We start from the raw sequence: 20,322 nt of genomic DNA, 5'->3' as shown, positions 1-20,322 counted from the left end.
CAGCTTTAGATTCGCAGCTGAAGCTGCTCCTACAGAATCGATACGGCTCAGGCCGCCTTCAGAAGCCCTCCAAAAACTCAGCGACGCACCAGCAAAACCCCGGATTCCATATGGTGGGTATACGGGAACTGGTCAAACAGCGCACAGCGCTCGACCCGGTGGGTGTCGTGCAATTGCGCGATGTTGGCCGCCAGGGTCTGCGGGTTGCAGGAAATGTACAGAATGCGCTCGAAGCGTCGGGTCAGCTCGCAGGTGTCCGGGTCCATGCCGGCCCGTGGCGGGTCGACGAACACGGTGCCGAATTCATAGCTTTTCAGGTCTACGCCGTGCAGTCGGCGGAACGGCCGCACCTCGTTGAGCGCCTGGGTTAGTTCTTCGGCAGACAGCCGGACCAGGGTCACGTTGTCCACCCCGTTGTCGGCCAGGTTGGCCAGTGCGGCATTCACCGAGGTTTTGCTGATTTCGGTCGCCAGCACCTTGCGCGCCCGGGTCGCCAGCGGCAGGGTGAAGTTGCCATTGCCGCAGTACAGCTCCAGCAGGTCGTCGTCGCGCTGGCCCATGGCTTCAAGTGCCCAGCTGAGCATCTTCTGGTTCACCGTGCCGTTGGGCTGGGTGAACGCGCCTTCAGGCTGACGGTAGCGCCAGGTACGCCCGGCCACTTGCAGTTGCTCGGTCACGTAGTCCTGGCCAATCACCAGCCGCTGACCACGAGAACGGCCAATCAGCTTGACCTTCAGTTGTGCCGCCAGCTGTTCGGCGGCCGCTTGCCAGGTGTCGTCCAGCGGACGGTGGTAGCACAGGGTGATCATCGAGTCGCCAGACAGCGTGGTCAGAAAGTCCACCTGAAACAGCTTGTAGCTCAACGCCTGACTGGTCTGCCAGGCGTCACGCAGCAGCGGCATCAGTTCATTGATGCGCTGGCTGGCGATGGGCAGGCCGTCGAGCAGGATCGGCGTGTGCTTGTCGCCGGGGGCGAACATCGCGTAGTGGCGCTGCTGGCCTTCGAGCCACAGGCGAAACTCGGCGCGCAGCCGGTAATGCTCGCGGGGTGAGTCGAACACTTGGGCTGCGGGTGCGTCGAAAGGCGCCAGCAACGTTTGCAGGCGGGCGGCTTTTTCAGCGAGCTGCAGCTCGTAGCTCGCGGGGTCGAAGGAAACACTCATGCGTTGAACCAGCCCAGCTTGATGACGAACAGAACCGACAGGATCAGCAGCGCAGCATTGAGCTCGCGTGCGCGTCCCGACAACAGCCTGATTGCCGTCCAGGAAATGAAGCCAAAGGCGATGCCGTTGGCAATGGAATAGGTAAACGGCATGGCCAGCGCGGTAATCACCACCGGCGCCGCTACGCTGATGTCCTCCCAGTCGATTTCCGCCAGGCCCGAGGCCATCAGCACGGCCACGAACAGCAGCGCCGGTGCGGTGGCATACGCGGGCACGCTGCCGGCCAGTGGCGCGAAAAACAGCGCCAGCAGAAACAGCACGCTGACCACGATCGCGGTCAGGCCGGTCCGTCCACCGGCGCTGACACCGGCTGCCGACTCGACATAACTGGTGGTGGTCGAAGTGCCCAGCAGCGAACCGGCCATGGCCGCGGTACTGTCGGCGATCAGCGCCCGGCCCATTTTCGGTAGGTGGCCGTCCTTGCCCATCAGGCCGGCGCGTTTGGCGACGCCGATCAGAGTGCCGGAGTTATCGAAGATATCGACGAACAGAAAGGCAAAGATGATGCTCACCAGACCGACGTCCAGCGCGCCCATGATGTCCAGTTGCAGGAAGGTCGGCGCCAGCGATGGCGGCATCGACACCAGCCCGCCGAACGGCGAGAAACCCAGCACGATGGACGCCAGAGTGACCGCCAGGATGCCGATCAGAACTGCGCCGCGCACTTGCATCCGCTCCAGGGCGACGATCAGGAAAAAGCCCAGGGCGGCAAGAATCGGCGCCGGACTTTTCAGATCGCCCAGGCTGAGCATGGTGACCGGGTGCGAGGTGATGATCTTGGCGTTCTGCAGGGCGATCAGCGCCAGGAACAGGCCGATGCCCGCGGCAATGGCCGAGCGCAGAGCCAGCGGAATACTGTTGATGATCCACTCGCGAATGCGAAAAATCGACAGGATGAAGAACATCACCGCCGAGATGAACACCGCGCCCAGCGCGACCTGCCAGGTATGGCCCATGTGCAGGACCACGGTGTAGGTGAAAAACGCGTTCAGGCCCATGCCCGGCGCCAGGGCGATCGGGTAATTGGCAACCAGGCCCATCACTGCCGAGCCAATCGCTGCGGCCAGGCAAGTGGCAACGAACAGTGCGCCCTTGTCCATGCCGGTCTCGCCGAGAATGCTCGGGTTGACGAACAGGATATAGGCCATGGCCAGGAAGGTCGTGACGCCCGCGAGAATCTCGGTGCGCACGTTGGTGTTGTGTGCTTTTAGTTGAAACAGCCTTTCCAGCATATCGGGCTCCGAGGACCTGGCCTGTGCCGTGAATGATTCGATACCAATAGCCAAACACAGTCCGGGCTGAGAGGGTGTCTACAAAATGGCTGCACTCGACAATACTGCGTTGAAATCGACCTGGATCGCCAGCCCGGTCAAAATGCTCATGTACTGAATGTACACTGCGCTTTTTCGCCCGATTTCGCCTTGTCTTGCCTTCGTTCGCCTATTTTGTAAACACCCTCTGAGCGCCTGTGGTTTTCTATGGTTCGGAAAAAGCCGCGCATCATACCAGCCAGTCGCGCAACTGGCTGCACAGCGATGAACGATGGCCGATCATTGTCCGCTAAACAGCACGATCATGCCTTAGCGCGCCAACAACCAGCGTTCCAGGTCCGGTGCGCTCAATGGTCGGGAGAACAGATACCCCTGGGCGACGTGATAACCCTGCTGCCTGAGGATTTCATGCTGACCTTCGGTCTCGATGCCCTCGGCGACCACGGTCAGGTTAAGGCTGTTGCCGATATGGATCACCGCATCACTGAGGGTGCGGGCCGTGGCGTCGTTTTCCAGGTCCATCACAAAGCTGCGGTCGAGCTTGAGTTCCTGGATCGGCAACTGCCGCAGATAACTCAGGCTCGAATAGCCGGTACCAAAGTCATCCATGGCCAGGCGAATGCCTAGCGCATGCACGTCGTTGAGGACTTTGAGCGTGCTGGGGTTGGTGTCCATCAGGATGTTTTCGGTCAGCTCCAGGGTCAGGTCGCCGGGGCTGAGCTGATGTTCATCCAGCAATTGTGTAAGCATGGCCGGTAGCGCCAGATCATGGAAGTTGGTGGGTGACAGATTCACCGAAATGGCCGGCAGCTTTGCCCCTTTGCCTCGCCAGGCAGCCAGTTGCCGGCAGGCTTCGCGAATCCCCCACAGGCCCAGTTCCACGATCAGCCCGCATTCTTCTGCCAAGGGAATAAAGCGCGCCGGAGACACCTGGCCCCAATGCGGGTGGTGCCAGCGCGCCAGCGCTTCGACACCGTACAGACGGCCATCGGCGATATTGATCTGCGGCTGGTAGTGCAGCTCCAGAGCGCCATCCTGCAAGGCCTGTTGCAGGGCGTTTTCCATGGCCTGGCGTTCCTGGGCCAGCTGGTTCAGTTCATGGCAGAAGAAGCTGAACCGCCCGCGCCCGGCATTCTTGGCCTGATACATGGCCATGTCCGCCCGGTGGATCAGCGTGCCCATGTCATGGCCGTCTTCCGGGAACATGCTCACACCGATACTGACTGACGGCGAGACCCGGCTGTTGCCGACCTGGCAAGGCTGGGCGATGGTCAGCTTCATCTGCTCGACCAGCTCGGTGACCCGCTGGTTATCGCAGTCAGGCAGTACCACGACGAACTCGTCACCGGACAGGCGCCCGACGATGTCCTTCTGGCTGCGATTTTCCTGCAGGCGGCGAGCAATGACCTGCAACAGTTCATCGCCCGCCGGATGGCCGAACGAGTCGTTGACCTGCTTGAAGCGATCAACGTCGATGAACAACACGGCCAGGGAGGTCTTGTTGCGTTGCGCAGCGTGCAGCGCCTGCTCGGTATTGGCCAGCAGCAGGCTGCGGTTGGGCAGTTCGGTCAGGCTGTCGTAAAACGCCAGCTGGCTGATGTGAGCCCGGGATTTTTCACGCTCGATGGCCAGCGCACAGAGCGGCACGATGACGTCCACCAGACGCTGATGGAATTCCGACGGCCCGCGGACTTCCTTGAAATAGAACGCCAGCGTGGCAATGGCTCGCTGATTGGCGCCCATGATCGGCGTCGACCAGCAGCTCTTGAGCCCCTCGGGCAGTTCGATGTGTCGGTAGCCATCCCATAGCGGGTCGCTGGCGATATCCTTGGTGATCACCGGCTGGCCGCGGAACGCGGCGGTGCCGCAGGTGCCGACGCCTTCGCCGATCCTGATGCCTTCCATGCTCTGGCAGTAGCTGGCACGCAGGCTGTGGGTGGCCAGTGGATGCAGCAGCCCTTCTTCATCAACCAGCAGCATCGAGGTGGTGACTTCCGGGGCGATACGTTCGATCTCCCGGCAGGCCAGCAGCATCAGGTCTTCGAGCGGCTCTTCCCGGACCATGGCGTTGAGCATGCTGTGCTGCAGGATCTCGTGCATCTTGGTGCTGGTGATGTCGGTCAGGATGCCGACGGCATTGAGAAGCCGGCCCTGATTATCCAGAATCGGGTTGACCACTACGCTGCACCACAGCCGTTCGCCATTTTGTATGCAGGTCAATTGATCGGTCTTGATCGATTGCCCGCTGCTCAACGTCTGGCGAGCGGCAAGTATCACTTCATGGTTCAGATAGGGGGCGAGCATCGCGGCGGGGTGTTGGCCGCAGACCTGATCGAAGCGATAACCGGACATGCGCTCGAAGCCGGCGTTGACGTAGCTGATGCGCCAGTTCTCGTCGGTGATGATAATGGCGTTGTCAGAGTGATCGGTTACCAGCGACAACAGCCGCAGCCGCTCGCACTCCTCGTGCTGGCGGGTGATGTCCTTGATCGAGGTGACGAAGTAGGTCTGTGCATGGCTGGCGACCCGTGAGATCGACAACGAGCCCCAGTGCTGGCCGCCATCGCGGTGCGGGATGCGCAGGATCAGCAGTTCACCATCACCGTTTTCCTGTTGCTGGTAATAGCCGTGCACCGGCTGCGGCAATAGACACTTGGCATCCTGGCCAATGACTTCGTGGCGTTTGAGGCCCCACAACAACTCCGCCGCCTGGTTGAACAGCACCACGCAGTTGTCGGCATCGCTGACTACCACGCTGTTGCCAGCCTGCTCGATGGACTGCACGAAGAGTTCGGAGAGGCTATGAGTGATGGGCATGCACGTCCTGTGACACTTCAGGGGGATGGAGTGGCTTTGGCAAGTTACTCAATAGCATAGGGCCATCATGGTGGAAAGGGGTGTTTGGACGGGCCGTCGCAAACATCCATGTCAAGCGTCGAAACGGCTGACCGTTCGTCGTACACCTCTTCAAGCCGAACGCCAAGGGGATGGGACAACCGGTCACGCGACAACGCACCACGCCGGTCAAAGCCCGTAAAGGGGCTAATCTTCTCTCACCGATTGACGCACGTCACAACGATCGAACCGAAGTTGTGCGTCGCCCGTCAGACCCTTTGTGCCGAGAGCCTTCCCCAAAAGCCGTCCGGCACGCAGCAACCGCCCTGACCGTGGGGTTCTCGCTGCTGGCCCAGGCCAACAGCCGTAGCATCTGAGAGGTAGTCTTATGTTCGGTTTGGAGTCACTCGACCTGGCCCGGATCCAGTTCGCGTTCACGATCTCGTTCCATATTCTGTTTCCTGCCATCACCATTGGTCTGGCCAGCTATCTGGCCGTGCTCGAAGGCTTGTGGCTGAAGACGCGCAACGACGTCTACCGTGACCTGTACCACTACTGGCTGAAGATCTTCGCCGTCAACTTCGGCATGGGTGTGGTTTCCGGGTTGGTCATGGCCTATCAGTTCGGCACCAACTGGAGCCGCTTTTCCGATTTTGCCGGTGCAGTGACCGGCCCGTTGCTGGCCTATGAAGTGCTCACCGCGTTCTTCCTGGAGGCCGGGTTCCTAGGCGTCATGTTGTTTGGCTGGAACCGGGTCGGCCGTGGCCTGCATTTCTTCTCCACAATAATGGTTGCGGTCGGCACCCTGATCTCGACGTTCTGGATCCTGTCCTCCAACAGCTGGATGCAGACCCCTCAGGGGTTCGAAATCGTCGATGGCCGGGTGATTCCCACCGACTGGTTTGCCGTGGTGTTCAACCCGTCATTCCCGTACCGGCTGGCGCATATGGCCATTGCTGCATTCGTGGCCACGGCTTTCTTCGTCGGTGCTTCGGCGGCCTGGCACCTGCTGCGCGGCCGTGATAACCCGGCGGTGCGCAAGATGTTGTCGATGGCCATGTGGATGGCCCTGCTGGTGGCGCCGATCCAGGCGGTGGTCGGCGACTTTCATGGCCTGAACACCCTCAAGTATCAGCCGGCCAAGATCGCGGCGATTGAAGGCCACTGGGAAAACGTCGGTGACGAGCCGACCCCGCTGATTCTGTTCGGCTGGCCGGACATGCAGCAGGAGCGAACCCGCTTTGCTGTGGAGATTCCCTATCTGGGCAGCCTGATCCTGACCCACAGCCTGGACAAGCAGGTGCCGGCGCTCAAGGAGTTCAAACCTGAGGACCGGCCCAACTCCACCGTGGTGTTCTGGTCGTTCCGGATCATGGTCGGTCTGGGCATGCTGATGATCGCTACCGGGCTGTGGAGTCTGTGGCTGCGCAAGCGCGGTACGTTGTACCAGTCGCGGCCGTTTCTGCACCTGGCCCTGTGGATGGGGCCGTCGGGCCTGATCGCCATCCTGGCCGGCTGGTTCACCACCGAAATCGGCCGTCAGCCATGGGTGGTCTACGGCCTGATGCGTACCGCCGACGGGGTGTCGAACCACAGCGTGGTGCAGATGAGCATCACCCTGGTGTTGTTCGTGGTCGTTTACTTCCTGCTGTTCGGTGCCGGTCTGGGCTACATGCTGCGGCTGGTGCGCAAAGGGCCGCAGCCGCATGTTGAGCACGCCCCCAGCGGCGGCCCCGGTCAGCCTCGTACCCCGGCACGTCCGCTGTCGGCTGCCGATGAAAACGGTCAGCCAGATGCTGCATCCGCCAACCTGAACAGGAGCAACTGAGTCATGGGCTTCGATCTTGCGTTGCTTTGGGCGGTCATCATCATCTTCGGCATCATGATGTACGTGGTGATGGACGGCTTTGACCTGGGAATTGGCATTCTCTTCCCGTTCATGAAGGACAGCAGCGACCGCGACGTGATGATGAACACCGTCGCCCCGGTGTGGGACGGCAACGAAACCTGGCTGGTGCTGGGCGGGGCCGGTCTGTTCGGCGCTTTTCCGCTGGCTTACTCGGTGGTGCTGTCGGCGTTGTACCTGCCATTGATCCTGATGCTGATCGGGTTGATCTTTCGCGGCGTGGCGTTCGAGTTCCGCTTCAAGGCTTCAGAGGCCAAGCGGCACCTGTGGGACAAAGCGTTCATCTGCGGCTCCCTGGCGGCGACCTTCTTTCAAGGCGTGGCACTGGGTGCGTTCATTGAGGGCTTGCCCGTCGTCGACCGGCAGTTCGCTGGCGGCTCGCTGGACTGGCTGGCACCGTTCCCGATTTTCTGTGGCCTGGCGCTGATCGTGGCTTATGCGCTATTGGGCTGTACCTGGCTGATCATGAAGACCGAAGGCCCGCTGCAGCAGGCCATGCATGATCTGGCCCGGCCGCTGGCGCTGGCCGTGCTGGCGATGATCGGCATCGTCAGCCTGTGGACCCCGCTGGCCCATCCGCAGATTGCCGAGCGCTGGTTCAGCCTGCCGAACCTGTTCTGGTTTATGCCCGTACCGATTCTGGTGGTGGTCACTCTGGTTGGCCTGTTCCGGGCGGTGGCGCGTAATGCCCACTACACGCCGTTCCTGCTTACCCTGCTGCTGATCTTCCTTGGCTACAGCGGGCTGGGCATCAGCCTGTGGCCGAACATCGTGCCGCCATCAATCAGCATCTGGGAAGCCGCCGCGCCGCCGCAAAGCCAGGGCTTTATGCTGGTCGGCACGCTATTCATCCTGCCGTTCATCCTGGGCTACACCTTCTGGAGCTACTACGTGTTCCGCGGCAAAGTGACCGCAGAAGACGGTTATCACTAAAGGAGCGCCGTCATGTCCGATAAACATCCCCAGCATGATCCCGACCCGGCCATCAACAAACCGCTCTGGCAACGTCTGGCCTGGCTGGCCGGGATCTGGGCCGGCAGTGTACTGGCGCTGTTCATCGTCGCCAGCCTGATGCGCATGTTCATGAGCGCAGCGGGTCTGACCACCCCTTGATTGCTGCCTGATTGCTCTATCCCATCCCGTGTTTCGTGGACACGGCTTTTTACCCTCCTGATCAGGCTGTGATGGAGGGTTTTTTTTGCCTGCATATAAGCCGTTGCCGTTGATCTTGATCTTCGAACCGAGATGGCACAGACGACGCGAATCGCGACTTGGGTGCCGGACGGAGGGAAGTTCGCCCGCAGGGCGAAACCTGCATCCCAGTCAACGCGATGAAGGATTTTCCATCGCTCTAAAGACCCGTGAGCGACTAAAGCGGATCGCCGCCCCGCCGCTCCTACTTCCGCGCCTTGAGAATCACAAACTTGGGCGTCGCCGCCACCTGCTCGACATCGCGGAACAGCCGCGCCAGCTTGGCGTGATAACCCAAGTGACGGTTGCCAACGATATACAGCGCCCCGCCCGGCACCAGCGCCGCACGTGCCTGCAAAAACATCCGCCAGGCCAGGAAATCTCCCACCACCTGCTGCTGGTGGAACGGCGGGTTGCACAGCACCACGTCCAGCGAATCATGCGTCTGAGTCGCCAGACCGTCGGCAGCGCGCAGCGTCACCGGCCTGTCACCGCACGCCGCTTGCCAGTTTTCTGCTGCCGACTGCACAGCCATGTACGACTCATCCACCAGCGTGTACTGAGCCTCAGGGTTGCTCAGTGCACTGACAATGGCCAGCACGCCGTTGCCGCACCCCAGGTCGGCCACCCGTGCCTTGCCCAGATTCTTCGGCAGCCAGGGCAGAAACGCCCGGGTGCCGATATCCAGGCCGTCGCGGCAGAACACATTGGCGTGATTAACCAGCTCCAGCGCCGGTTCATCAAGCGTGTAGCGGGTCGGGTAGGGCGAAGGCTGGGGCTCTTTGTCTTCAGGCGTGACAAACAGCAACCGGGCTTTTTTTACCGCCAGTGAAGCCTGGACCGGGCCGACATACTCTTCCAGCAACTCACCAGCCGAGCGCGGCAGGTGCTTGACCATCGCCGCTGCCACGACCCTGGCACCGGGCGCTAGCTGGCCTTGCAGGCGGATCAGTTGCTCTTCAAGCAGGGCCAGGGTCTTGGGGATATGGATCAGCACCCAGTCGAAGGGGCCTTGCAGTGGCGCGCTGGCCGGAATCAAGGTCACCGCGTCTGCGCTCAGGCCATTGCGCAGCAGGTTGATTTCCAGCGCCTGTGCACCGAGAACCGAGTCGGTGCTGCTCGATACCGTGGCATGCGGCGCCAGGCTCGTCGCCAGCGCGCCAAAGCTGTCATTGAGCACCAGGACCCGGGTCTGCAGGGTCAGGCCATGTTCGGCTACATGATTGAGCAGGTACTCATCTGCCGCATCGAACGCCTGCAGCGGTTCGTTGGGTTGTTCGGGCTGACGGATCAGATCAAGTTCGGCAAAAGGGCTGGTGAGCACGGGCATGGCAGGAAACTCTGGGCAAACGACAAGTGTCACGCTAGACCGGTTTGACCCAGGCTGGCTTGAGGGGCGTGATTCTACGTGCTTTTTACCCTTGGCACCTGCCATTGCGGTGCAAAGTTGTCGGGTCAGAACATTCCGCTCAAGGCGGCCTGTACAGCGGCGGCCGTCTTGTTGCAGACACCCATTTTATGAATGGCACTGGCAATATGAAAATTGATGGTTCGCTCCTTCAAACGCAGGATGATTGCGATATCGGCGGCTGTCTTGCCCTGGGCGGACCACTTGAGGATTTCGATTTCTCTCTGCGTCAGGACAACGGCAGGTGAACGTTGTGGTGATACGGTTGCGGCGGGCTCCATAGTCGCCTCCCTGCTTGTGTTGGCGAATCCCGGGTGAGGGGGTTCTCTGAGTTTAGGGAAAAAGCGCCCGGGAACCATGGGGCTGAAATCCATCCAGACGGATGGAGTAATGGCTATTTAAGTATTCAAAGGAGGGTGTCCTGGCGGAAGCCGCGGCCTGCTCAGCTTGCATCGAGTTGGATGAAATCGGGCCTGCTCGTCGTGATGGGCCGGCAAGAACCAAACAGTCTAAGGTTGTCTGGCTGCGACAGACCCTACAAACAGGTGGTGTTTATCGGCATGCATTTGCGGGACACTTGGGACCCGCCATTCATGTTCAGGAGTCGCAAGCACACCATGACCGTCAGCGAAGACAAGTTCACCCGGCAAACGCTGCAGCGCGTTACCCCGTTGACCGCCAATCTTTTCACCCTGCGCGCCAGCCGCGACGCAGGCTTTCGCTTTCGCGCCGGGCAGTTTGCCCGTCTGGGTGTCACCAAGGCTGATGGCAGTACAGTGTGGCGTGCCTACTCGATGGTGTCCTCGCCCTATGACGAGTTTCTCGAATACTTTTCCATCGTGGTGCCGGACGGTGAGTTCACCAGTGAGCTGAGCCGTCTGCGCGAAGGCGATCAACTGCTGGTCGAAAAACAGTCATACGGTTACCTGACCCTGGATCGTTTCGTCGACGGTCGCGATCTGTGGCTGCTGGCCACCGGGACCGGCGTGGCGCCGTTCCTGTCGATCCTTCAGGATTTCGAAGTCTGGGAAAAATTCGAACGCATCATTCTGGTCTACAGCGTGCGTGAAGCCAAAGAGCTGGCTTATCAGCCGTTGATCGACGAACTGACCCAGCGCGAGTACCTGGCTGAATATGCCCACAAGTTCTTGTACCTACCGGTAGTGACCCGTGAACAGCACCCAGGGGCACTGAACGAGCGCATTACTACGCTGATCGAAAACGGCGACCTGGAAACTGCCGCAGGGCTTGAGCTGACGCCTGAGCATTCGCGGGTGATGCTGTGCGGCAACCCGGAAATGGTCGACGAGACCCGCGCGTTGCTCAAGCAGCGCGGGCTGCAACTAAGCCTGAGCCGCCGACCGGGGCAGGTGGCCGTGGAAACCTACTGGTAACCACGACCGGCAGGGTTACCAAGCCGGCGCGAAAAGCCCCTTCCTTCAGGTGGGGGATGAAAGCGCCACCGCAAAGCGGTCATAGGGGTTAACATCCCAAAAATCGCCCCTATTCTGTATTTCATGACTGAAATGAAAGCGACCAAAACCCTCAAGGTTCGAGTGCGAGACAAGCACGCAGCGCAGCTGCGTGAAGCTTCTCGCGCTGTGAATTTTGTGTGGAACTACGTGAACGAGTTGAGCCGTCGCTCGATTCGTGAGCGTGGTCGTTTTCTGTCGTCGTTCGACATTCACAAGTACACCAACGGGGCCGGCAAAGACCTGAGCCTGCACAGCCAATCGGTGCAGGCTGTTGCCGACGAATATGTCACACGGCGCAAGCAGTTCAAAAAGCGTCAGCTACGCTGGCGCTGCTCGGCGCAGTCTGGGTTGGCTGCCCTTCAAGGTCGGCGCTGCTGTCTGGAAAAACGGCCAGGTCGTCTTTAACAAACAGCACTTCAAGGTCTGGGACAGCTACGGCCTGGCGGGCTTTAAATTCAGATCCGGTAGCTTCAACGAAGACAGCCGTGGACGCTGGTATTTCAACGTCGTGGTCGAGGTCGACCGGCAGTTATCGCCAGGCCAGGACGCGGTGGGTATCGACCTCGGACTGAAAACCACGGCCACCTGCAGCGACGGTGATCGCCTTGAAAGCGGTAGGTTCTACCGAGATCTGGAAAGAGCCCTGGGCACGGCCCAGCGGGCCGGCAAGAAGGCTCGTGTGCGGGCGATCCACGCCAAAATTGCGAACCGCCGCAAGGATTGCCTGCATAAGTTCAGCAACGCGCTGGTAGCGCGTTGTGGTGTTATTGTGGTGGGCGATGTGAATTCACTGAAACTCGCGAAAACCAGGATGGCCAAGTCGGTGCTGGACGCCGGCTGGGGCCAATTGAAAACCATGCTGGAATACAAATGCGATCACGCAGGCACGGTTTTCAAGGTTGTTAGCGAGAGAAACACCACCCAAACCTGTTCGAGCTGCAAGCAATTGCCGGACTCGAGGCCCAGAGGTATCGCAGGGCTTGGAATAAGGGAATGGACTTGTTGTGGGGGCGGTGCCACCCACGACCGCGACGTCAACGCCGCAAAGAACATTCTCGCGCTCGGGCATGAGCGTCCAATTGTGGGAATCCCCGCCCTTTAGGGCGGGGAGGATGTCAAAACGGCTTGTTCGGATCGACGGTCACCGGGGCGGCAGGTTTGTTCTGCTCCTTGAGCAGATCACGGATCTCGCTCAGCAGCACCTCCTGCTTGTTGACTGTCGGCGCCTTGGCTTCTTCGCGTTTAAGGCGATTGATCGCCTTGACGCCCATGAAGATCGCAAAGGCGACAATCAGGAAGTCGATCACGGTCTGGATGAATTTACCGTAGGCCAGGACCACGGCGGGTGCATCGCCTTGCGCCGCACGCAGGGTAACGCCCAGATCGCTGAAGTCCACACCACCAATCAGCAGGCCCAACGGCGGCATGATCACGTCGCCGACGAACGACGAGACGATCTTGCCGAACGCGGCACCGATGATGATACCCACGGCCATATCGACCACATTGCCTTTGACGGCGAAGGCTTTGAATTCGTTAACGATGCTCATGGGTCATTCCTTGTTACAGATGAGAAGATCGGCTCCAGTGTAATAGAGCATGGGACAGTTTGCCCCCCGCACCTGCAATCGACCGGGCACGAGCGGACAAGTTTTATCCAACTGTGCAAAAACACCGGCGGGCGGGCCAACTGTATTGCTGGCCGGCTGCGTTATGATGTCGGCTTTTGCCAGCGGGGTTTGCTGCATGGCCAAAGCCAAGCGCTTGTACGGTTGCACTGAATGCGGTGCGACTTTTCCCAAATGGGCCGGGCAATGTGCCGACTGCGGTGCGTGGAACACCCTGGTCGAAACCGTGCTGGAGAGCGGCGCAGCCGCGGCGCCCAGCGGGCGTAGTGGCTGGACCGGGGCGCAGACCCAGATCAAGACCCTGGCCGAAGTCAGTGTTGAAGAAATTCCGCGTTTTTCTACCCGCTCCACCGAGCTGGACCGGGTGCTGGGCGGCGGGATGGTCGATGGCTCGGTGATCCTGATCGGCGGCGATCCCGGCATCGGCAAATCCACCATTCTGCTGCAAACCTTGTGTCATCTGGCCGAGAGCATGCCGGCCCTGTATGTCACCGGTGAGGAATCGCAACAACAGGTGGCCATGCGCGCCCGGCGTCTGGGGCTGCCGCAAGACAAGCTGCGGGTGATGACCGAGACCAGCATCGAGTCGATCATTGCCACTGCCAGGGTCGAGCAACCCAAGGTCATGGTCATCGACTCGATCCAGACCATCTTTACCGAACAGCTGCAATCGGCGCCCGGTGGTGTGGCTCAGGTTCGCGAAAGCACCGCGCTGCTGGTGCGCTATGCCAAGCAAAGCGGTACGGCGATCTTTCTGGTCGGCCATGTCACCAAAGAGGGCGCGCTGGCCGGCCCGCGCGTGTTGGAGCATATGGTCGATACCGTGTTGTACTTCGAGGGTGAAGCCGATGGCCGCCTGCGCCTGCTGCGGGCGGTGAAGAACCGGTTCGGCGCGGTCAACGAACTGGGGGTGTTCGGCATGACTGACCGGGGCCTCAAGGAGGTCTCCAACCCGTCGGCGATTTTCCTCAGCCGCGCCCAGGAAGAGGTGTCTGGCAGTGTAGTGATGGCCACTTGGGAGGGGACCCGGCCGATGCTGGTCGAGGTGCAGGCACTGGTCGATGACAGCCATATGGCCAACCCGCGCCGGGTTACTCTGGGGCTGGATCAGAATCGCCTGGCCATGCTGCTGGCGGTGCTGCATCGCCATGGCGGCATCCCGACCCACGATCAGGATGTGTTCCTCAACGTGGTGGGTGGGGTCAAGGTGCTGGAAACCGCGTCCGACCTGGCGCTGATGGCGGCGGTGATGTCCAGCCTGCGCAACCGGCCGTTGCCCCATGACCTGCTGGTGTTCGGCGAGGTTGGGTTGTCAGGGGAGGTGCGCCCGGTGCCCAGTGGCCAGGAGCGTCTGAAGGAGGCAGCCAAGCACGGCTTCAAGCGTGCCATCGTACCCAAGGGCAATGCGCCCAAAGAGGGATTTGCCGGCTTGCAGGTCGTCGCCGTCACCCGCCTTGAACAGGCCCTGGATGCCTTGTTCGAATAAACCGTTCAGATTTCAATCAGCGCCGCCAGCTCGCGGTCGAGCTCGTCATGGTCCGCCAGATTCAGCTCTACCAGGCGTCTGAGGTGGCTGATCGACTCCAGCCCGATATGTTGGCAGACAAAGCCCAGGTGCTGCCTGTCGTCGTGGGTTTGCTGAACTTCCATGCGCACCGTCGCATCGGCGCTCAGGTGGATGTCGACCAGAAAGTTACGGCGGGTGTCGCCGTCCCAGGCTTCGGGGCGCTCGATCAGTAACCCCTTGAGTGACAGGTCGAGCAACTGCACTGCCCAGGTCCGCTCATCCTGGCTCAGGCTGGTCCTGGCATCGAAGGCAATACGTTTGAAGCGCCGGCGATCTGCGGGGGAATCGGTCATCACGTGCACTCCTCGGGCTGAGCGGGTCAGCGGGCAGGTCTGGGTAACAGACCGCGTGTGCAATCAAGATAAACCCGAAGTGCAGCGCCGACCAGTTCTACCTGCACCGCAGGCGCTGGCCGACAGGCCCGCCAGTCGTGATCCGGACGCTCTAGGCCGCGGTTTTTTACGTTTTGATTAATTTGTGTCTATACCTTGGTTGGGGGTGGCCTTTCGCTGCGACAGCGCTACACTCGCACTGCTGGTTTCTAGTCACTTTTGCTGGAATAACAATATGAAAAATAACAACAGCTTGATGCGCCATGTGCCTTGGGTGCTACTGGCGATCATTGGGGCCTGTGCCCTGGGGGTCGTCGCGCTACGCCGCGGCGAAGCAATCAACGCCTTGTGGATCGTAGTGGCAGCGGTTGCCATCTACCTGGTCGCTTTCCGTTACTACAGTCTGTTCATCGCCAACCACGTCATGCAGCTGGACCCGCGTCGCGCGACGCCGGCTGTCGTCAATAACGATGGTCTGGATTACGTTCCAACCAACAAACACATCCTGTTCGGCCACCACTTCGCGGCCATCGCCGGTGCCGGCCCGCTGGTCGGCCCTGTGCTGGCGGCGCAAATGGGCTATCTGCCCGGTACGCTCTGGCTGATCGCCGGTGTGGTGCTGGCCGGTGCCGTGCAGGACTTCATGATCCTGTTCCTGTCGACGCGCCGTAACGGCCGCTCGCTGGGCGACATGGTCCGCGAGGAAATGGGCCGTATTCCCGGCACCATCGCCTTGTTCGGCTGCTTCCTGATCATGATCATCATCCTTGCGGTGCTGGCGCTGATCGTGGTCAAGGCCCTGGCCGAAAGCCCGTGGGGCATGTTCACGGTGATCGCGACGATACCGATTGCGATATTCATGGGCGTGTACATGCGTTACATCCGCCCGGGTCGCATCGGTGAAATCTCGATCATCGGGGTCGTGCTGCTGCTGGCATCGATCTGGTTCGGCGGCCTGGTTGCCGCCGATCCGGTCTGGGGCCCGCGCTTTACCTTCACCGGCGTGCAGATCACCTGGATGCTGGTCGGCTACGGTTTCGTCGCGGCCATGCTGCCGGTCTGGCTGCTGCTGGCGCCACGTGACTACCTGTCGACCTTCCTCAAGATCGGCACCATCGTCGGCCTGGCCATCGGTATCCTGATTCTGGCACCTGAGCTGAAAATGCCGGCCCTGACCCAGTTCACCGACGGCACCGGTCCGGTCTGGAAAGGCAGCCTGTTCCCGTTCCTGTTCATCACCATTGCCTGTGGTGCGGTATCGGGCTTCCATGCGCTGATCTCTTCGGGCACCACCCCCAAGCTGCTGGATAACGAAGTCAACGCCCGTTACATCGGCTACGGCGGCATGCTGATGGAGTCGTTTGTGGCAATCATGGCCATGGTCGCTGCATCGGTCATCGAGCCAGGCGTCTACTTCGCCATGAACAGCCCGGCGGCGATTGTCGGCAGCGACGTCGTGTCGGTGGCTGCCAAGGTCAGTGAGTGGGGCTTCCTGATTACCCCTGAACAACTGACCGCCACCGCGGCCGACATCGGCGAGCACACCATTCTGGCCCGTGCCGGTGGTGCGCCGACCCTGGCGGTGGGTATCGCGCAGATCCTTCACCAGGTACTGCCGGGTGAAAACACCATGGCCTTCTGGTACCACTTCGCGATTCTGTTCGAGGCGCTGTTCATCCTGACCGCAGTGGACGCCGGTACCCGTGCCGGCCGCTTCATGCTCCAGGACCTGCTGGGCAGCTTCGTTCCAGCCCTCAAACGCACCGAGTCGTGGACGGCCAACATCATCGGCACCGGTGGTTGCGTGGCGCTGTGGGGTTACCTGCTGTACCAGGGCGTGATCGACCCGTTGGGTGGCATCAATACCCTGTGGCCGCTGTTCGGCATCTCCAACCAGATGCTCGCCGGTATCGCTCTGATGCTCGCCAGCGTCGTACTGATCAAGATGAAGCGTCAGCGCTACGTCTGGGTCACCGCAGTACCGGCCGCCTGGCTGCTGATCTGCACCGTGACAGCCAGCATGATCAAGCTGTTCGACTCCAACCCTGCGGTAGGCTTCCTGGCCTTGGCCAAGAAGTACAGCACCGCAGCCGAAGCCGGCCAGCTGCTGGCTCCGGCCAAGAACATGGACCAGATGCAGCACGTGATCATGAACGCCTACACCAACGCAGGCCTCAGTGTGCTGTTCCTGTTCGTGGTCGGCAGTATCCTGTTCTACTCCCTGAAAGTGGGTAGCCAGGCCTGGAGCAAGCCTGAGCGCAGCGACAAAGAGTCGCCGTACCAGCCAATGCCGCCAGGGGCACAAGTGTGATGAGCGTCATGCGAGGATCTGCCAATGTTCAATGACCTGGGTCGTCTGGGCAAATACCTCGGTCAGGCTGCACGCCTGATGGTGGGAATGCCCGACTACGACAACTATGTGGAACATATGCAGAACAAGCACCCGGACAAACCGGTAATGAGCTACGAGGAGTTCTTCCGGGAACGCCAGGAAGCCCGTTACGGTGGCAAGAGTGGTCCGAAGTGTTGTTGAACCTCTGACATGACTGTTTGACCCGACGCGCCACAGGTTCCTGCCTGTGGCGCGTTTTGTTTTTAGTGCAAGCCTCTGCCAAGGAGCCCCCATGAGCGAGTTGCAACCCATCCCCGTTACCGTGCTGACCGGCTTTCTGGGCGCGGGCAAGACCACCTTGCTGCGCCACCTGCTCAAGGCCGAGCACGGCCTGAAGATTGCGGTGATCGAAAACGAATTCAGCGACGCCGGTATCGACAGCCAGTTGCTCGGCGACGAGCCGGTCCAGGTCATGACCCTGTCCAATGGCTGCGTGTGCTGCACCATCCACACCGACCTGACCAAAGCGCTGTACCTGCTGCTGGAGCGCCTGGACAGCGGCGAAATCGCTTTCGACCGGCTGGTGATCGAATGCACCGGTCTGGCCGACCCGGCGCCGGTGGCGCAGACGTTCTTCATCGACGAGGAACTGCGTGAGCGCTACATCCTCGACGGCATCATCACCCTGGTCGACGCGGCGCATGCCGATGTGCACCTGACCCAGACCATCGCCCAGGCCCAGATCGGCTTCGCCGACCGGCTGCTGGTCAGCAAACGTGATCTGGTCGATGACGAAACATTCGAGGCGCTCAGTGCCCGTCTGGCGCGGATCAACCGTCGTGCGCCGATCCGTACGGTCGATCACGGGCGTATCGATCTGGCCGAGTTACTGGACGTGCGTGGCTTCAACCTCAATGCCGACCTGGGCGGTGGCATCACCTTGCGTCCCGTGGCACCGGCCGGCAATAACGGCGACCGCATCTCCAGCCTGGTACTGCGCACTGACCAGCCGCTGGATATCGATCGGCTCAGCGAGTTCATGAACACCCTGCTGGAAGATCACGGCAAGCAATTGCTGCGCTACAAGGGCGTGCTCAACATCGCCGGCGAACCACGCCGCCTGGTGTTTCAGGGCGTGCTTAAACTGTACGGTTTCGACTGGGACACCGAATGGGCCGAAGACGAAGCGCGTGAAAGCGTGATCGTGTTCATTGCCGATGAATTGCCCGAGGAGAAGATCCGCGCAGGGTTTGCCGCGCTGGTTGGAGCTTAAGCTACAAGCTACAAGCGGTAAGGTGTGAGCCGTTGATTTTGATCTTCGAGCCGAGAGGGTACAGACACCGCCGAACGCGACGATTGGCGCTGGCCGATTGGAGGTGTCGATTTGGTGGGAAAACCGGCACGCAAGCCGGTTTTAGGTGCGCTGGGCAGGACGCCCATCGCGCCGACCGCCAAATCGGCACCGGAGTGAGGGGACCCCCGTAGGGGGCCAAGACCGGAGCAAGCGCTTTGGTGACTTTGGCGCCCCAAAGTCACTCGCCCAGCAGGGCGAAACCTGCAGTTCAGGCAGCGCGATGAAGGATTTTCCAGCGGCCTAAAGACCCATTCGCGGCTAAAGCCAATACTATTCAATTAAGTGCTTGATGTCCTCTGTGGGAGCGAGTTTGCTCGCGAAGAGGCCGGTAAAGTCACAGCATCTGCTGCGAATGTGCTGGCGTCTTCGTCGGCAAGCCACCACCGAGTATGCGGCGTCCAAAGTAACTCGCGGCCACAAAAAAGCCCGGTGCCAAGGCCGGGCTTTTTCATGCAGCAGGCTACGCGATTACGCGCCGTAAACCGGCAGACGTGCACAGATCGCCTTGACCTTCTCGCGTACCGCATCAATCACGGCTTCGTTGTTCAGGTCAGCCAGGATGTCGCAGATCCAGCCAGCCAGTTCCTTGCACTCGGTTTCCTTGAAGCCACGAGTGGTCACTGCCGGGGTGCCGAAACGCAGGCCCGAAGTGACGAATGGCGAACGCGGGTCGTTAGGTACCGAGTTCTTGTTGACGGTGATGTAGGCACGGCCCAGAGCGGCGTCTGCATCTTTACCGGAAATGTCCTGCTTGATCAGAGACAGCAGGAACAGGTGGTTCTGGGTGCCGCCGGAAACGACGTCGAAGCCACGCTCGATGAACACGCTGGCCATGGCCTGGGCGTTCTTCACCACTTGCTGCTGGTACGCCTTGAACTCAGGTTGCAGGGCTTCCTTGAAGCACACCGCCTTGGCTGCGATCACGTGCTCCAGTGGGCCGCCCTGGGCGCCCGGGAATACTGCGCTGTTGAGCTTCTTCTCCATCTCGGCGTTGGCACGGGCCAGGATCAGGCCGCCACGTGGACCACGCAGGGTCTTGTGAGTCGTGGTGGTGACCACGTCAGCGAACGGAACCGGGTTCGGGTAGACGCCAGCGGCGACCAGACCGGCGACGTGAGCCATATCGACGAACAGCAGTGCGCCGACCTTGTCAGCGATTTCGCGGAAACGAGCGAAGTCCAGAACCTGCGAATAGGCAGAGAAACCGGCGACGATCATCTTGGGTTTGTGCTCGACAGCCAGGCGCTCGACTTCGTTGTAGTCGATCAGGCCGTTGGCATCGATGCCGTATTGAATGGCGTTGTACAGTTTGCCCGACGAGCTGACGCTGGCGCCGTGGGTCAGGTGACCACCGTGAGCCAGGCTCATGCCCAGGATGGTGTCGCCGGCCTGCAGCAGCGCCAGATAGACAGCGGCGTTGGCCTGGGAGCCAGCGTGCGGCTGGACGTTGGCGTAGTCGGCACCGAACAGCTCTTTGGCGCGGTCGATGGCCAGTTGTTCAACGATGTCGACGTACTCGCAACCACCGTAGTAACGCTTGCCCGGGTAACCTTCGGCATACTTGTTGGTCAGCGCCGAGCCCTGAGCTTCCATCACTGCGGGGCTTGTGTAGTTTTCCGAAGCGATCAGCTCGATGTGCTCTTCCTGGCGCACGGCTTCTTGTTCCATGGCGGCAAAAAGATCGGGGTCGAACTTGGCGATAGTCAAATCACGGCTGAACATGGCTGTCCTCGAGGGCTTGGAGCGGAAAAGGGGGGCATTCTACCCCATCAGAGAATCTCTGGCATATGAAAGGGCCTC

The 20,322-nt window shown here is 60.7% G+C and carries 18 protein-coding genes; 10 read left to right on the top strand and 8 right to left on the bottom strand.

Going from position 1 to position 20,322, the window contains the following annotated elements; translation table 11 throughout:
• Nucleotides 1–77 precede the first annotated feature (77 nt).
• The 3 genes from trmA to PSCI_RS05350 form a co-directional block, all read right to left on the bottom strand.
• Nucleotides 78–1,163, bottom strand: coding sequence for a tRNA (uridine(54)-C5)-methyltransferase TrmA (gene trmA, locus PSCI_RS05360; RefSeq protein WP_045483770.1), 1,086 nt, complete (start codon nucleotides 1,161–1,163; stop codon nucleotides 78–80).
• Complete coding sequence (locus tag PSCI_RS05355) at nucleotides 1,160–2,455, bottom strand: NCS2 family permease (protein WP_045483767.1); 1,296 nt, start codon at nucleotides 2,453–2,455, stop codon at nucleotides 1,160–1,162. The genes trmA and PSCI_RS05355 overlap by 4 nt, the downstream gene beginning before the upstream one ends.
• Before the next feature lie 348 nt (nucleotides 2,456–2,803).
• On the bottom strand, nucleotides 2,804–5,311 hold the full coding sequence (locus PSCI_RS05350) for an EAL domain-containing protein (RefSeq protein WP_045483763.1): 2,508 nt from the start codon (nucleotides 5,309–5,311) through the stop codon (nucleotides 2,804–2,806).
• A gap of 406 nt (nucleotides 5,312–5,717) precedes the next feature.
• Here PSCI_RS05350 and PSCI_RS05345 point away from each other — a divergent pair, with 406 nt between their 5' ends.
• From PSCI_RS05345 to PSCI_RS28425, 3 genes are read left to right on the top strand one after another with little or no spacing between them, the layout of a single operon-like run.
• Nucleotides 5,718–7,157 carry a cytochrome ubiquinol oxidase subunit I gene (locus PSCI_RS05345; RefSeq protein ID WP_045483760.1) on the top strand — a complete coding sequence of 480 codons (1,440 nt, stop codon included), beginning with the start codon at nucleotides 5,718–5,720 and terminating at the stop codon, nucleotides 7,155–7,157.
• 3 nt (nucleotides 7,158–7,160) lie between these two features.
• Complete coding sequence (gene cydB / locus PSCI_RS05340; protein ID WP_045483757.1) at nucleotides 7,161–8,168, top strand: cytochrome d ubiquinol oxidase subunit II; 1,008 nt, start codon at nucleotides 7,161–7,163, stop codon at nucleotides 8,166–8,168.
• Between the two features lie 12 nt (nucleotides 8,169–8,180).
• Complete coding sequence (locus PSCI_RS28425) at nucleotides 8,181–8,348, top strand: DUF2474 domain-containing protein (protein WP_084709853.1); 168 nt, start codon at nucleotides 8,181–8,183, stop codon at nucleotides 8,346–8,348.
• Between the two features lie 283 nt (nucleotides 8,349–8,631).
• Here PSCI_RS28425 and PSCI_RS05335 read toward each other — a convergent pair whose 3' ends face one another.
• Complete coding sequence (locus PSCI_RS05335) at nucleotides 8,632–9,756, bottom strand: methyltransferase (RefSeq protein ID WP_045483754.1); 1,125 nt, start codon at nucleotides 9,754–9,756, stop codon at nucleotides 8,632–8,634.
• 125 nt (nucleotides 9,757–9,881) lie between these two features.
• Nucleotides 9,882–10,115: a LuxR C-terminal-related transcriptional regulator gene (locus tag PSCI_RS28165; protein WP_084710201.1), complete on the bottom strand. Its 234-nt coding sequence runs from the start codon at nucleotides 10,113–10,115 to the stop codon at nucleotides 9,882–9,884.
• Nucleotides 10,116–10,451: 336 nt separating this feature from the next.
• Between PSCI_RS28165 and PSCI_RS05325 the strand changes: the two genes are divergently transcribed.
• From PSCI_RS05325 to PSCI_RS05320, 3 genes are all read left to right on the top strand, one after another.
• Nucleotides 10,452–11,228: a ferredoxin--NADP reductase gene (locus PSCI_RS05325; RefSeq protein WP_045483751.1), complete on the top strand. Its 777-nt coding sequence runs from the start codon at nucleotides 10,452–10,454 to the stop codon at nucleotides 11,226–11,228.
• 132 nt (nucleotides 11,229–11,360) lie between these two features.
• Entirely contained in the window at nucleotides 11,361–11,714 is a 354-nt protein-coding gene (locus tag PSCI_RS29720; RefSeq protein ID WP_231906368.1) for a hypothetical protein, read from the top strand.
• Entirely contained in the window at nucleotides 11,653–12,411 is a 759-nt protein-coding gene (locus tag PSCI_RS05320) for an RNA-guided endonuclease InsQ/TnpB family protein (protein ID WP_231906561.1), read from the top strand. The genes PSCI_RS29720 and PSCI_RS05320 overlap by 62 nt, the downstream gene beginning before the upstream one ends.
• Nucleotides 12,412–12,424: 13 nt before the next feature.
• On the opposite strand, the gene mscL is transcribed toward PSCI_RS05320, so the two are convergent.
• Entirely contained in the window at nucleotides 12,425–12,859 is a 435-nt protein-coding gene (mscL, locus tag PSCI_RS05315; protein ID WP_045483748.1) for a large-conductance mechanosensitive channel protein MscL, read from the bottom strand.
• Between the two features lie 196 nt (nucleotides 12,860–13,055).
• Between mscL and radA the strand changes: the two genes are divergently transcribed.
• Nucleotides 13,056–14,423, top strand: a complete 1,368-nt coding sequence (gene radA, locus PSCI_RS05310) for a DNA repair protein RadA (protein WP_045493866.1) — start codon at nucleotides 13,056–13,058, stop codon at nucleotides 14,421–14,423.
• Nucleotides 14,424–14,428: 5 nt separating this feature from the next.
• On the opposite strand, the gene PSCI_RS05305 is transcribed toward radA, so the two are convergent.
• Entirely contained in the window at nucleotides 14,429–14,797 is a 369-nt protein-coding gene (locus PSCI_RS05305; protein WP_045483745.1) for a PilZ domain-containing protein, read from the bottom strand.
• A 274-nt stretch (nucleotides 14,798–15,071) separates the two neighbouring features.
• On the opposite strand from PSCI_RS05305, the gene PSCI_RS05300 reads away from it, so the two are divergent.
• The 3 genes from PSCI_RS05300 (at nucleotide 15,072) to yjiA (ending at nucleotide 18,441) form a co-directional block, all read left to right on the top strand.
• Entirely contained in the window at nucleotides 15,072–17,147 is a 2,076-nt protein-coding gene (locus PSCI_RS05300) for a carbon starvation CstA family protein (protein ID WP_045483742.1), read from the top strand.
• A gap of 24 nt (nucleotides 17,148–17,171) precedes the next feature.
• The gene (locus tag PSCI_RS05295) at nucleotides 17,172–17,369 is read left to right on the top strand and encodes a YbdD/YjiX family protein (RefSeq protein ID WP_045483739.1); all 198 of its coding nucleotides are present in this window, start codon (nucleotides 17,172–17,174) and stop codon (nucleotides 17,367–17,369) included.
• Nucleotides 17,370–17,460: 91 nt separating this feature from the next.
• Entirely contained in the window at nucleotides 17,461–18,441 is a 981-nt protein-coding gene (gene yjiA / locus PSCI_RS05290; protein WP_045483736.1) for a GTPase, read from the top strand.
• 549 nt (nucleotides 18,442–18,990) lie between these two features.
• On the opposite strand, the gene glyA is transcribed toward yjiA, so the two are convergent.
• Entirely contained in the window at nucleotides 18,991–20,244 is a 1,254-nt protein-coding gene (gene glyA, locus PSCI_RS05285) for a serine hydroxymethyltransferase (protein ID WP_045483732.1), read from the bottom strand.
• Nucleotides 20,245–20,322: the final 78 nt, after the last annotated feature.

This window comes from Pseudomonas sp. StFLB209, assembly GCF_000829415.1.
GTDB lineage: Bacteria > Pseudomonadota > Gammaproteobacteria > Pseudomonadales > Pseudomonadaceae > Aquipseudomonas.
Note: the sequence above shows the minus strand (reverse complement) of the source record. Positions and strands in the feature narration are given on the sequence as shown.